The 12,624-nt window shown below is 72.6% G+C and carries 15 protein-coding genes; 14 read left to right on the top strand and 1 reads right to left on the bottom strand.

The genetic code is table 11. The features are described from left to right. The first annotated feature begins 29 nt into the window (after positions 1 to 29). From rpsP to ASG76_RS10450, 12 genes are all read left to right on the top strand, one after another. Entirely contained in the window at positions 30 to 548 is a 519-nt protein-coding gene (gene rpsP, locus ASG76_RS10505; protein ID WP_056602543.1) for a 30S ribosomal protein S16, read from the top strand. 5 nt (positions 549 to 553) lie between these two features. Then, positions 554 to 796: an RNA-binding protein gene (locus ASG76_RS10500; RefSeq protein ID WP_056602857.1), complete on the top strand. Its 243-nt coding sequence runs from the start codon at positions 554 to 556 to the stop codon at positions 794 to 796. A 198-nt stretch (positions 797 to 994) separates the two neighbouring features. Next, positions 995 to 1,573, top strand: a complete 579-nt coding sequence (rimM, locus tag ASG76_RS10495; protein WP_235529523.1) for a ribosome maturation factor RimM — start codon at positions 995 to 997, stop codon at positions 1,571 to 1,573. After that, a complete protein-coding gene (trmD, locus tag ASG76_RS10490) occupies positions 1,570 to 2,760 on the top strand; it encodes a tRNA (guanosine(37)-N1)-methyltransferase TrmD (RefSeq protein WP_056602542.1) in 1,191 nt (396 codons plus the stop codon). The genes rimM and trmD overlap by 4 nt, the downstream gene beginning before the upstream one ends. A 194-nt stretch (positions 2,761 to 2,954) precedes the next feature. Further along, positions 2,955 to 3,305: a 50S ribosomal protein L19 gene (gene rplS, locus ASG76_RS10485; protein ID WP_056602539.1), complete on the top strand. Its 351-nt coding sequence runs from the start codon at positions 2,955 to 2,957 to the stop codon at positions 3,303 to 3,305. A 136-nt stretch (positions 3,306 to 3,441) separates the two neighbouring features. Further along, positions 3,442 to 4,173, top strand: coding sequence for a signal peptidase I (gene lepB / locus ASG76_RS10480; protein ID WP_235529519.1), 732 nt, complete (start codon positions 3,442 to 3,444; stop codon positions 4,171 to 4,173). Between the two features lie 29 nt (positions 4,174 to 4,202). Then, a complete protein-coding gene (locus ASG76_RS10475) occupies positions 4,203 to 4,928 on the top strand; it encodes a ribonuclease HII (protein ID WP_200948152.1) in 726 nt (241 codons plus the stop codon). Continuing rightward, positions 4,925 to 5,233, top strand: a complete 309-nt coding sequence (locus ASG76_RS10470; RefSeq protein WP_056602535.1) for a DUF2469 domain-containing protein — start codon at positions 4,925 to 4,927, stop codon at positions 5,231 to 5,233. Before ASG76_RS10475 ends, ASG76_RS10470 begins: the two co-directional genes overlap by 4 nt. A 138-nt stretch (positions 5,234 to 5,371) precedes the next feature. Beyond that, a complete protein-coding gene (locus ASG76_RS10465) occupies positions 5,372 to 5,773 on the top strand; it encodes a YraN family protein (protein WP_056602533.1) in 402 nt (133 codons plus the stop codon). Beyond that, complete coding sequence (locus ASG76_RS10460; protein ID WP_056602530.1) at positions 5,773 to 7,377, top strand: YifB family Mg chelatase-like AAA ATPase; 1,605 nt, start codon at positions 5,773 to 5,775, stop codon at positions 7,375 to 7,377. Before ASG76_RS10465 ends, ASG76_RS10460 begins: the two co-directional genes overlap by 1 nt. After that, positions 7,374 to 8,492 carry a DNA-processing protein DprA gene (gene dprA / locus ASG76_RS10455; RefSeq protein WP_056602528.1) on the top strand — a complete coding sequence of 373 codons (1,119 nt, stop codon included), beginning with the start codon at positions 7,374 to 7,376 and terminating at the stop codon, positions 8,490 to 8,492. Before ASG76_RS10460 ends, dprA begins: the two co-directional genes overlap by 4 nt. 91 nt (positions 8,493 to 8,583) lie before the next feature. Next, entirely contained in the window at positions 8,584 to 9,483 is a 900-nt protein-coding gene (locus ASG76_RS10450; protein ID WP_056602849.1) for a tyrosine recombinase XerC, read from the top strand. A 24-nt stretch (positions 9,484 to 9,507) separates the two neighbouring features. Here ASG76_RS10450 and ASG76_RS10445 read toward each other — a convergent pair whose 3' ends face one another. After that, positions 9,508 to 10,086: a M23 family metallopeptidase gene (locus tag ASG76_RS10445; protein ID WP_056602527.1), complete on the bottom strand. Its 579-nt coding sequence runs from the start codon at positions 10,084 to 10,086 to the stop codon at positions 9,508 to 9,510. 449 nt (positions 10,087 to 10,535) lie between these two features. Here ASG76_RS10445 and rpsB point away from each other — a divergent pair, with 449 nt between their 5' ends. Beyond that, positions 10,536 to 11,564, top strand: coding sequence for a 30S ribosomal protein S2 (gene rpsB, locus ASG76_RS10440; RefSeq protein WP_056602525.1), 1,029 nt, complete (start codon positions 10,536 to 10,538; stop codon positions 11,562 to 11,564). Positions 11,565 to 11,696: 132 nt separating this feature from the next. After that, on the top strand, positions 11,697 to 12,509 hold the full coding sequence (gene tsf, locus ASG76_RS10435; protein ID WP_056602523.1) for a translation elongation factor Ts: 813 nt from the start codon (positions 11,697 to 11,699) through the stop codon (positions 12,507 to 12,509). The last annotated feature ends 115 nt before the right edge of the window (positions 12,510 to 12,624 follow it).

Genomic DNA, 12,624 nt, shown 5'->3' with positions numbered 1-12,624 from the left:
ACGACAATTTCTGAGGAGACACCACAAACGTGGCCGTCAAGATTCGTTTGAAGCGCCTGGGCAAGATCCGGGTGCCGCAGTACCGCATCGTCGTCGTCGACTCGCGCAAGAAGCGCGACGGCAAGGTCCTCGAGGAGATCGGCAAGTACCACCCGAAGGAGGAGCCGTCGCTCATCGACGTCGTCTCCGACCGGGCGCAGTACTGGCTCGGCGTGGGCGCCCAGCCCTCCGAGGCCGTCGAGGCGATCCTCAAGGTCACCGGTGACTGGCAGAAGTTCAAGGGCCTGCCGGGCGCCGAGGGCACCCTGAAGGTCAAGGAGCCCAAGCGCTCCAAGCTCGACATCTTCAACGAGGCCCTCAAGGAGGCCGCCGCCGAGCCCAAGGGTTCCGCGACGACCACCAAGAAGAAGGCCGAGAAGAAGGTCGACGAGCCCGCTGCCGAGGCTCCGGCCGAGGTGCCCGCCTCGGAGACTCCCGAGGGCGCTGCCGACGCCGCGGAGGCCACCGAGACGGTGACCGCCGAGGACGCCGGCAAGAGCGAGGCGTGAGCGACGTGCTGGCCGAGGCTCTCGAGCACCTGGTGCGCGGCATCGTCGACCACCCCGACGACGTCGTCGTCCGCGACAAGCAGATGCGTCGTGGCTCGATCCTCGAGGTCCGGGTCCACCCCGACGACCTGGGCAAGGTGATCGGCCGCAACGGCCGCACCGCGACTGCCTTCCGCACTGTCGTGTCCGCCCTCGCGGGCAAGGGCGGGGCCCGGGTCGACTTCGTCGACACCGACCGCCGCCGCTGAGCACGGCTCCATCGACGGGCGCCATCCCCACGGGGACGGCGCCCGTCGTGCATTTCCCCGCAGGGCCCGGCGACCGGGCCCCGGGTCGGTTTCCCCGGATATCCGGGGAAACTGGAGGTTCCAGTGCGAAGTTTCGGGGGTGAGGCTCGAGGTTCACCGGATATCCGGGGATCGCGACGCGACCTCTACGCTGGCCCGGTGAGCGAGGACATCGAGGTCGTGGTCGGCCGCATCGGCAAGCCCCACGGCATCCGCGGCGAGGTCACCCTCGACGTACGCACCGACGAGCCCGAGCGCCGTTTCGCCCCTGGTACGACGCTGCGTGCCGAGGCCCCGGCCGGCGCCGACCGGCGGCCCTCCACGCTCACCGTGGCCCGCGCCCGGTGGCACCAGAGCACCCTGCTCGTCACCTTCGAGGAGCTCGGTGACCGCAACGCCGCCGAGGCCGCGCGCGGCACGGTCCTGCACGCCACGATCGGCCACGACGAGGTCCCCGACGACCCCGACGAGTACTACGACCACCAGCTCGTGGGACTCGACGTGGTCGACCTCGACGGCACCCACCTCGGCACCGTCAAGGGACTCGTGCACGGCTCGGCGCAGGACCTGCTGAGCGTGCGGGCCGACGACGGCCGCGACGCGCTGGTGCCGTTCGTCGCCGCCCTCGTGCCCGAGGTCGACCTCGACGCCGGACGCGTCGTCGTCGCCGACCGTCCCGGCCTCGTCTCGCCCTTCCCCGAGGACGTCGCGGACGGCGCCGCGGAGGACGGCGCGTGAGGATCGACGTCGTCACGATCTTCCCCGACTACCTCGCGCCGCTCGAGCTCAGCCTGCCGGGCAAGGCGCGCGCCAAGGGCCTGCTCGACGTCGAGGTGCACGACCTGCGGCAGTGGACGACCGACCGCCACCACACGGTCGACGACACGCCCTACGGCGGCGGCGCCGGCATGGTGATGAAGCCCGAGCCGTGGGGCCAGGCGCTCGAGGCGGTCGCCCGTGGCGCCACGATCGTCTTCACCACGCCCAGCGGCCAGCCCTTCTCCCAGGCGCTCGCCCACGAGCTCAGCACCCACGAGCACCTCGTCTTCGCCTGCGGTCGCTACGAGGGCATCGACCAGCGCGTCATCGAGCACGCCGCCACGATCGGCACCGTGCGCGAGGTCTCCCTGGGCGACTACGTCCTCAACGGCGGCGAGGTCGCCGCTCTTGCGATCACCGAGGCGGTCGTGCGCCTCCTGCCCGGCTTCATGGGCAACGCCGACTCGCTGGTGGAGGAGTCGCACGCCGACGGCCTGCTCGAGTACCCCGTCTACACCAAGCCCTCCTCGTGGCAGGGCCGCGACGTCCCCGAGGTGCTGCTGTCCGGCGACCACGCGCGCATCGCGGCGTGGCGGCGCGAGCAGGCCGAGCGCCGCACCGCCGAGCGCCGGCCCGACCTGCTGCCGGCGACCGGGGTGGTCGGTGGCCTGGCCGACCTCGACGTACGCCCCGCGGTGCCGGCCGACGCCGGCGAGCTCTACACCCTGCAGCGGGCCTGCTGGCTCCAGGAGCTGCAGGCCAACCCCGGGGTGGAGATCCCGGCGCTGGTGGAGTCGCTCGACGACGTACGCCGCGGGCTGGGGGAGTGGACGGTGATGGTGGCCCGGGAGCCCGGCTCGGGCCGCCTTGTCGGTGCCGTACGCGGACGGCTCGACGCGGACCAGGAGTGGGACATCGGACGGATCATGGTCGCCCCCGACCTGCAGGGCCGGGGCCTGGGTCGCGGCCTGCTCGAGCTGGTCGAGTCGCTCGCGCCCCCGACGACGACGTCGTACGTGCTGTTCACCGGGGCCGGGTCGCGCGACAACCAGCGGATGTACAAGAAGGCGGGCTACCGGCTGCGCCCGGACCGCGTGGCGCCGCCGGGCGCCGTCGTGCTGACCAAGCGGGCCGGCAAGGGAACAGGCCAGCGGATTTCCGGCTGACGTCGCGCTCTGGCAGACTTCTGCACTGGTCCGCTCGAGGCCAGGGTCGCCCGGAGCCGTCACAGACGCCGCCGGGGTCCCGCCGCACCGCACCTGCCACAGGGGGCGCGTCGGCCGGTCATGTCGAGCACCAGCCGAATCACACACCCACGAAGATTCCGCGGCTGACCTGTGGCACCCGCGAGGAGCACGTCATGACCAATGTCATCGCCGAACTCGGCAACCAGCTCAAGCGTGACGACGTCCCGGCCTTCCGCGCCGGCGACAACATCAAGGTCCACGTCAAGGTCATCGAGGGCAGCCGTTCGCGCGTCCAGGTGTTCCAGGGCGTCGTGATCCGCATCCACGGCTCGGGCGTCGGCCGCACCTTCACCGTCCGCAAGGTCTCCTTCGGCGTCGGCGTGGAGCGCACCTTCCCGATCAACTCGCCGATCTTCGAGAAGATTGAGGTCGTGACCCGCGGTGACGTGCGTCGCGCCAAGCTCTACTACCTGCGCAACCTGCGCGGCAAGGCTGCCAAGATCAAGGAGCGCCGCGAGGCGTGATCCCCCGGGGTCGTGTGCCGAGGCATGCGATCCACCAGGGACTGGTTAGTCTCTGCGAGTGACTTCTGATGACCGCGGTTCAGCGTCGATCTCCACCGACGAGGAGCCGCGGTCGTCGCGTTCGGGCGATGCACAGGTGAGCGGCAGGAAGCGGTCGAAGCGCAAGCAGCTGCCCCTGTGGCAGGAGACGATCCTGCTGCTCGCCGTCGCCCTCGTGCTGGCGATCGTCATCAAGACGTTCTTCGTCCAGGCCTTCTACATCCCGTCGGAGTCGATGGAGCCGGGCCTGATCCTCAACGACCGGATCCTGATCCAGAAGGTGTCCTACTGGGGCGGCGGGGAGCCCGAGCGCGGCGACGTCGTCGTCTTCAAGGACCCGGGCGGCTGGCTGCCACCCAGCGAGAGCGCGGGACCCACCAACCCGGTGGCGAAGGTCATGGCCAAGATCGGGCTGTACCCGACCGGTGGTCACCTCGTGAAGCGCGTCATCGGCGTCGCCGGCGACACGATCGTGTGCTGCGACGACAAGGGTCGGCTCTCCGTCAACGGCGAGCCGCTCGACGAGAAGAGCTTCGTCCGGCGCGACACGGGCAAGTGCGACGGCCCGATGCCCAACAACGGTTCGTGCGAGTGGCGGACCGGCCCGATCCCCGAGGGCCACATCTTCGTGATGGGCGACAACCGGTCGCACTCGGCCGACTCCTCCGCCAAGATGTGCCCCGACAACGTGACCGAGTGCGTCCCCGGTGACGAGTTCGTCCCGGTCGACCTGGTCGTCGGCAAGGTCTTCGTCCTGCTGTGGCCGGCCGACCGGTTCCGCTGGAACACCCGCCCGGACACGTTCGAGGACGTGCCGGACCGCTCGTGAGCCACCCGCCCGCACCCGTGCCGGGCGGCGTGACCGTGCGCCGCGACGCCGGGCTCTACGGCTACGAGCGCGCCCTGCGTCGCGCCGGGCTCGAGCCCATTGCCGGGGTCGACGAGGCCGGTCGCGGCGCGTGCGCGGGCCCGCTGGTCGCGGGCGCCGTGGTCCTGCCCCCGGGCCGGGCGGGCATCGTCCCGGGCCTCGCCGACAGCAAGCTGCTCACCGAGGCGGCCCGCGAGCGGGTCTACGCCCAGGTCGTACGCCGTGCGCTGGCGTGGTCGGTCGTGGTGGTCGAGCCCGAGGAGTGCGACCGGCTCGGCATGCACGTCGCCAACGTCGAGGCGCTGCGGCGCGCGGTGGCCCGGCTCGAGGTGCGACCGGCCTACGTCCTCACCGACGGCTTCCCCGTCGACGGGCTCGGGGTGCCGGGCCTCGCGGTGTGGAAGGGCGACCGGGTCGCGGCCTGCATCGCCGCGGCGTCGGTGATCGCCAAGGTCACCCGCGACCGGCTGATGGTCGACCTGCACGAGCGGTGGCCGCACTACGACTTCCGCACCCACAAGGGCTACGTCACAGCCGAGCACGAGGCGGCGCTGGCCGAGCACGGACCGTGCCCGGTGCACCGCATGCGCTTCGTCAACGTGCGCCGCGCCGCCGGTCTCGAGCCCGGGCCCGGTGAGGACGAGGGTGCGGACACTAGTGTCGGGGCAGGCCCCGAGCACCCGACGGGACCCGACCTGACGGAGGAGGACGCATGAGCGCCGAGGATCTCGAGAAGTACGAGACCGAGATGGAGCTCACCCTCTATCGCGAGTACCGCGACGTGGTCGGCATCTTCAAGTACGTCGTGGAGACCGATCGCCGCTTCTACCTGTGCAACCAGGTCGACGTGAAGGCCCGCTCGGAGAGCGGCGACGTGTTCTTCGAGGTCTCGATGACCGACGCCTGGGTCTGGGACATGTACCGCCCGGCCCGGTTCGCCAAGAACGTCAAGGTGCTGACGTTCAAGGACGTCAACGTCGAGGAGCTCGCGCCGCGCGAGATCGACCCTCCCAAGGACTGAGGTCGCGGCCCGCGAACCGTCCACAGGGTGGCCCAGCGGGCCCCTGTCCACAGCCCTGCTGGCGCACCCACCTCCACCGTCGGTGCGCCGCGGTGTGCTGGTGCCTTCCCGATCCTGCTCCACCGGAAGGCACCCACGATGGCCCGACCCGCAGCCACGTCCCCGTTCGTCCCCGACCCGCTCGCCGAGCGTCGCCGGCTCCTCGGCCGGCGCGGTGAGAGCCTCGCCGCGGTCCACCTGACCGGCCGCGGGCTCGTCGTGCTCGACCGCAACTGGCGCTGCGACGCAGGAGAGATCGACCTGGTCCTGCGCGACGGCGCCGTGCTGGTCATCTGCGAGGTCAAGACCCGCACCTCCACCGACTACGGCGACCCGCTGGAGGCCGTCGACCAGCGCAAGGTCGACCGGCTCAGGCGGCTGGCCGCGCGCTGGCTGCGGGTCCACGACTGCCACCCCGAGGACATCCGCATCGACATGGTCGGCGTGCTGGCCCCGCCGGGCCGCCCCGCGGAGATCGAGCACGTGGCAGGCATCGGCTGATGGCGTTCGCGACCGCCCGCTCGCTCGCCCTCAAGGGCGCCGACGGCCACGTCATCGACGTCCAGGTCGACGTCTCCCCGGGAGTCGTCGGCACGACGCTGGTCGGTCGGGTCGACAAGAGCCTGTCCGAGGCCCGCGACCGGGTGCGCATGGCGATCAACAACGACTGCGGGCGGTGGCCGGCGACCAAGCGGGTCACGATCCTGCTCTCGCCCGCCGACCTGCCCAAGAGTGGCACCCACTACGACCTCGCCATCGCGATCGCGGTGCTGGCGGCCGACAAGAAGCACGACGACCTCACCGCCGACCTCCTCGAGGGCTGGGCCTTCGTCGGCGAGCTGTCCGTCTCGGGCGGCCTGCGGCCGGTGCCAGGGGTGCTGCCGATGGTCATCGCGGCAGCCGCCCACGGGATCACACGGGTCTTCGTGCCCGAGCCGCAGGCAGCCGAGGCCGGGCTCGTGCCCGGCATGACGGTGTTCGGCGTGCGCTCGCTCGGCCAGGTCGCCGCGGTCCTGCGGGGGGTCGAGGTGCCCGAGGCGCCCCCGGTCGTCGCCTCCTCGGCCAGTCCGCTCGCCACCTGGCGGGGTGAGGACCGCCTGGCCGACGTCGACCTCGCCGACCTCGACGGGCTCGAGGACGTCCGCTACGCCGTCGAGGTCGCCGCTGCAGGCGGCCACCCGCTCATGCTCGTCGGGCCGCGCGGGACCGGCAAGACCTCGATCGCCGAGCGGATCCCGTCGGTCCTGCCCGACCTCACCGTCGAGCAGGCCCTCGAGGTGAGCGCCCTCCACTCGGTCGCCGGTGCGCTCCCCGAGGGTGCCGGGCTGCTCCGCCGGCCCCCGTGGTTCGCGCCCCACCACTCCGCGAGCGCGGCGAGCGTCCTCGGGGGCGGCACCGGCAGGGTGCGCCCTGGCCAGGTGAGCCTGGCCCACCACGGGGTGCTCTTCCTCGACGAGTTCCCCCACTTCCGCTCCGACGTGATCGAGGCGATGCGCCAGCCGTTGGAGGCGGGGGAGGTGACCATCACGCGCGGCGAGGAGTCGGCCACCTATCCCGCTCGCTCGCTGGTGGTGCTCGCCGCCAACCCGTGCCCGTGCGGCAACTTCCACGGACTGAGCGGCGGGTCGTGCGAGTGCACCGAGGTGCAGCGTCAGCACTACCGGCGCAAGCTCAGCGGCCCGGTGCTCGACCGCGTCGACATCTGGATGGAGGTGCGGCCGCAGGGCAGGCGAGCCGCAGGGCCCTGGGGCCCCCAGCCCGAGTCCTCGGCCGACGTCCGGGCCCGGGTCACCGAGGCGCGCCAGAGACAGGCGCGCCGCTACCGCGATCGCGCGTGGCTGCTCAACTCGTCCTGCCCGGGCCCGGCGCTGGCCGAGCAGTGGCCGCTCGAGCCGGACGCGCAGCGGCTGGTCGACGCCGAGCTCGCGGCCGGCTCCTTGACCCGTCGCGGCCTGACGCGCGTCCAGCGGCTCGCCTGGACCGTGGCGGACTGCGCCGGGGTGGCGCGACCGGGCGTCCCGGAGGCGGGGGTCGCGCTGACGCTCCGATCCCACGACCCCTGCCGCAGCCTGCCGGCCGGCGTCCTCGCGGCGGCGGCATCGTGAGCGTCCCCGAGGCCGAGCGACTGGCCCGGGTGACGCTGAGCTGCGGGGTCGAGCCCGGCGACGGCACGACCTCGCAGCTCGTCCGGCAGATCGGCCCGGTCAAGGCGGTGCAGAGCTCGCTGGTGCCCAAGCCCGACAGCGGCCTGGCCGCGCGACTCGAGGCCGTCGATCCCGTGCGCCAGCTCGAGCAGGCCGAGCGGTGCGGGATCCGCTTCGTCGTCCCCGGTGACCCGGAGTGGCCTGCCGGGCTCGACCTCCTCGACGACGCCATCACCCTCGAAGGTTTCGGCGGCACGCCGCCGGGCCTGTGGGTGAAGGGGCCGATGCCGCTGACGGCGCTCGCCTCCTCGGTCGCCGTGGTCGGGTCGCGGGCCGCGTCGGTCTACGGCATCGAGATGACGCGGACGCTGTGTGAGCACCTCGCGTCGTCGGGCGTCCCCGTGGTGTCCGGCGGTGCCCTCGGGATCGACTTCGTGGCGCACGACGCCACCCTGGTCGCCGGTGGTGCCACGGTCGCGGTGCTGGCCTGCGGGGTCGACCGGGTCTACCCGGCACAGAACCGGCGCCTGCTGCACCACCTCGCCACCGAGCTCGCCGTGGTCTCCGAACAGCCGCCCGGGTCCGCGCCCACCCGGCCCCGCTTCCTCGCGCGCAACCGGCTCATCGCCGCGCTGACCCGGGGCACGGTCCTGGTGGAGGCAGCCCTGCGCAGCGGTGCCCTCAACACCGCCGGATGGGCCGAGCTCCTGAGCCGCCACGTCATGTGCGTCCCGGGCCCGGTGACCAGCTACACGTCCCAGGGCGTCAACAACTGGCTGCGCCAGGGACGGGCCACGGTCGTCACCCACGGCTCCGAGGTCCTCGAGCTGCTCGGGCAGGCAGGCCAGCACCTCGTGGTCGAGCCCCGCGGCGAGGAACGGGCGCGCGACGCGCTGTCCCGGGTCGAGCGGCAGGTGCTGGAGTGGGTGCCGGTGAGCACGCCGGCGCAGGTCGACTCGATCGCCCACCTGTCCTCGCTGCACGTCCGCGAGACGGTGGGCGCGCTCCGGCGCCTGGAGGCCAAGCGCTTCGTGCGGCTGGAGGAGGGCGGGTGGCGCCTCGTGCCTGACACGTGAGCGGGCACGGTCCGCCTACGCTGCGGGGGTGAGCGACGCCGAGGCGAGTGACCAGGGCGAGGCGGCCGACGAGCCGGGCCTGCCCGAGCCGATGGTGCGGCTGCTCGGCGACTACGAGCGCCACCTCGTCTCCGAGCGTGACCTCGCGCCGCACACCGTCCGCGCCTACCTCGGCGACATCTCCAGCCTCCTCGACCACTGCCTGCGCCTCGGGATCGACGACATGTCCGGGCTCGACCTGCGCACGCTGCGCAGCTGGCTGGCGCGGCTCCAGACCACCGGCCGCAGCCGTACGACGATCGCGCGACGCGCCACGGCAGCCCGGGTGTTCACCGCGTGGCTGCACCGCACCGGTCGCCTGCCGACCGACCCGGGCTCGGCCCTGGGCTCCCCGAAGCGGCACAAGACCCTGCCGCCGGTGCTGCGCGCCGACGAGGCCGAGGCCTTGATCCGCTCCGCGAGCGACCTGGCCGACGACGGCACCCCGGTCGGCATCCGTGACGTGGCGATGCTCGAGCTGCTCTACGCGACGGGCGTGCGCGTCGGCGAGCTCGTCGGCCTCGACATCGACGACGTCGACGGCGAGCGGCGACTCGTCCGCGTGCTGGGCAAGGGGCGCAAGGAGCGCTCCGTGCCCTACGGCACGCCAGCGGCCCGGGCGCTCGACCGCTGGCTGGCCTCGGGTCGTCCCTCGCTGCGGGTCGAGGGCTCCGGGCCGGCGCTCTTCCTCGGCGTGCGCGGCAGGCGCATCGACCAGCGCGCCGTGCGCGCCCTGGTGCACCGGCGGGTGGCCGACGTGCCCGGCGCCCCCGACATCGGCCCCCACGGGCTGCGCCACACCGCCGCCACCCACCTGCTCGAGGGCGGGGCCGACCTCCGCTCCGTGCAGGAGCTGCTCGGGCACGCCTCGCTCGCCACCACCCAGCTCTACACGCACGTCACCACCGACCGCCTGCGGCGGGCCTACCAGCAGGCACACCCCCGCGCCTGAGTGCGGCCGAGGTCGGTCCGGCTGTCAGGCGAGCCAGTCGAGCGGGCGCCGCCACTGCTCGAGCGGGGGAGTCCACGGCGTACGCGTGGGGCGTGGGTCGTCGCGCCACAGGGGGAGCAGCCGGACGGGCCCCGCGTCGACGAGCGTCAGCGGGTCGAGGTAGGTCTCGCCCTCGAGCAGTCCCCAGTGCAGGCAGGCGGCGGGGAAGCAGTGGCCGTCGAGCACGGTGAGGCGTCCCAGCACCTCGCCTGCGGCCACCTGCTGGCCACGGCTGACCGTCGCCACGACGGGTTCATAGGTCGTACGACGCCCGCCGTGCAGCACCGTGACCACCGGCTTGCCTCCGATGGAGCCGGCGAAGCCGACGGTGCCGGGCAGCGCGGCGAGCACGGGCTGGCCCGCGACGCCGGCCAGGTCGACGCCGCGGTGACCCGGTGCATAGGGGCCGGCAGGCGGCTCGAAGCCCCGCACCACCTCGGGCTCGGGAGCCAGCGGCCAGACCCCTTCGACGACCTCGGTGGAGCGGTCGCTGTCGAGCGCGGCGACCGGCACCGGGACGGCGAGGAGCGGCACGAGCAGGACGACACCGAGGAGGGCACGCATCCACCGATCGTCACCGCGCTCGCACCCGGGTGCGAGCGGTCGGGGCGCCGCCTGTGGAGGACGGCGGCCACCCGGCTGCTGTGGACTCCCAGCGGTGCACCAGCAGGGGCCGCGAGCGCCGCACACATGGATTCGCCGAGCACCGGAGGGTTGACCTACGATGTCGGGAGCAGTCCTCCCGGACTGACTTCGCACGCTCGCTGACCGCGTCGGAATGCTTCCCTGGTTCCGGACCGCCCGCGGACGTCGGCCCTCAGTTCCCGCCAGCTCCAGGTCCATCGGGGTGGGTGCGGATCGGACCGGCGTGTGAGCGTCAGGGCTCCCGACACCCGTCGGGCGCAGCAACTGAAACCCACAGGAGCACGCTCCCGGTCCGGCCTGTCACAAGGTCGGGCACATCGGCCAGAGGTCGTCGAGGGATCGTGCCTCCGTCACAACAGGAGAAACCCATGGCAGTCGTCACCATGCGCCAGCTGCTCGAGAGCGGCGTCCACTTCGGTCACCAGACCCGTCGTTGGAACCCCAAGATGAAGCGCTTCATCATGACCGAGCGCAACGGCATCTACATCATCGACCTGCAGCAGTCGCTCGCCTACATCGACCGCTCCTACGCGTTCGTCAAGGAGACCGTCGCGCGCGGCGGCGTGATCATGTTCGTCGGCACCAAGAAGCAGGCCCAGGAGGCCATCGCCGAGCAGGCGACGCGCGTCGGGATGCCCTACGTCAACCAGCGCTGGCTCGGCGGCATGCTCACCAACTTCCAGACCGTGCACCAGCGGATCAACCGCCTCAAGGAGCTCGACGACGTCGACTTCGACACCGTCGCCGGCTCGGGTCGCACCAAGAAGGAGCTCCTGCAGATGAAGCGGGAGCACGCCAAGCTCGAGAAGACCCTCGGCGGCATCCGCGAGATGTCCAAGGTCCCCTCCGCGGTGTGGATCGTCGACACCAACAAGGAGCACCTGGCCGTCGAGGAGGCGCGCAAGCTGCGGATCCCGATCATCGGCATCCTCGACTCCAACTGCGACCCCGACCACGTCGACTTCCCGATCCCGGGCAACGACGACGCGATCCGCGCGGTCGGCCTGCTGACCCGCGTGGTCGCCGACGCCGTCGCCGAGGGCCTCATCGCCCGTTCGGGTGCGAAGACCGGCGACGCCGAGGCCGTCGGCGCCGAGGAGCCCCTCGCCGAGTGGGAGCGCGAGCTCCTCGAGGGCGACGCCGAGAAGACGGCCGCGGCCGCCACCGGCGACGCCGCCGCCGAGACCCCGGCCTCCGAGGCCACCGGTGCCTCCTCCGAGGCCCCGCAGGCCGAGGCCGCTGCTGACGCCGCCACCGAGGCGCCCACCGAGGCTCCCGTCGAGGCCGACGCCGCCACCGAGGCGCCCGCCGAGGCCCCCGCCGAGGCCAAGGCCCCCGCCGAGGCCGAGGCTGCGACCGAGGCCCCCGCCGAGGCCGAGGCCGACAAGAAGGACTGATCACGGAACGCCGGTCGCGGGCCCTGCCCGCGACCGGCTCCCGTGCTGCTCGCTCCACCCGCCGCCCGGCCTCCCACACCGATCTGACCAGATCGCGGAGCCGGGCCCCCGCACCCAAGGAAGAGGGACCACATGGCCAACTTCGCCGCCGCCGACGTCAAGAAGCTCCGTGAGCTGACCCAGGCCGGGATGATGGACTGCAAGAAGGCGCTCACCGAGACCGACGGCGACTTCGACAAGGCCGTCGAGCTGCTCCGCGTCAAGGGCGCCGCCAAGGCCGCCGCCCGCGGTGCCGAGCGCGAGACCGCTGCCGGCCTCGTCGCGACCGCCGGCCACGCGCTGGTCGAGCTCAAGAGCGAGACCGACTTCGTCGCCAAGAACGAGGACTTCATCGCCAAGGCGCAGCAGATCGCCGAGGTCGCCGACTCGGTGAAGGCTGCCGACACCGAGACCCTCAAGGCCGCCGAGCTCGACGGCAAGACCGTCGGGGAGGTCGTCCAGGACCTCGCCATCACCATCGGCGAGAAGATCGAGCTGGGCGAGGTCGCCTACTTCGAGGGCAACACCGTCACCTACATGCACAAGCGTGCCGCCGACCTGCCGCCCGCCGTGGGCGTCCTGGTCGAGTTCGAGGGTGACGAGGCCGCCGCCCGCGCCGCCGCGATGCAGATCGCCGCCATGAAGGCCCAGTACCTCACCCGCGACGAGGTCCCGGCCGACCTCGTGGAGTCCGAGCGCTCGATCGCGGAGCAGAAGACCCGCGAGGAGGGCAAGCCCGAGCAGGCGATCGCCAAGATCGTCGAGGGTCGCCTCGGTGGGTTCTACAAGGAGATCGTCCTGCTCGAGCAGGAGTCGGTCACCGAGTCGAAGAAGACGGTCAAGGCCGTCCTCGACGCCGCCGGCACCACCGTCAAGCGGTTCGCCCGCTTCGAGGTCGGCGCCTGAGCCACGCTCCACCCGAGCACCGTCCGGGGCCCGTACGCACTGCGTACGGGCCCCGTTCGCGTCCGCGGGCGCGGGTGGTCCGCCTGACGGGGTGTGCGGGTTCGACCCGCCGGGT

The organism is Nocardioides sp. Soil774 (assembly GCF_001428125.1).
In the GTDB taxonomy this organism is placed as follows: Bacteria; Actinomycetota; Actinomycetes; order Propionibacteriales; family Nocardioidaceae; genus Nocardioides.
Note: the sequence above shows the minus strand (reverse complement) of the source record. Positions and strands in the feature narration are given on the sequence as shown.

What these genes read in the sequence shown, in the direction of transcription:
- ASG76_RS10465 (WP_056602533.1), top strand. Translation starts at nt 5,372, where the DNA reads ATGGCCCGACCCGCAGCCACGTCCCCGTTCGTCCCCGACCCGCTCGCC.
- ASG76_RS10450 (WP_056602849.1), top strand. Translation starts at nt 8,584, where the DNA reads ATGGTGCGGCTGCTCGGCGACTACGAGCGCCACCTCGTCTCCGAGCGT.
- rpsB (WP_056602525.1), top strand. Translation starts at nt 10,536, where the DNA reads ATGGCAGTCGTCACCATGCGCCAGCTGCTCGAGAGCGGCGTCCACTTC.
- ASG76_RS10460 (WP_056602530.1), top strand. Translation starts at nt 5,773, where the DNA reads ATGGCGTTCGCGACCGCCCGCTCGCTCGCCCTCAAGGGCGCCGACGGC.
- ASG76_RS10445 (WP_056602527.1), bottom strand. Translation starts at nt 10,086, where the DNA reads ATGCGTGCCCTCCTCGGTGTCGTCCTGCTCGTGCCGCTCCTCGCCGTC.
- rplS (WP_056602539.1), top strand. Translation starts at nt 2,955, where the DNA reads ATGACCAATGTCATCGCCGAACTCGGCAACCAGCTCAAGCGTGACGAC.
- ASG76_RS10470 (WP_056602535.1), top strand. Translation starts at nt 4,925, where the DNA reads ATGAGCGCCGAGGATCTCGAGAAGTACGAGACCGAGATGGAGCTCACC.
- tsf (WP_056602523.1), top strand. Translation starts at nt 11,697, where the DNA reads ATGGCCAACTTCGCCGCCGCCGACGTCAAGAAGCTCCGTGAGCTGACC.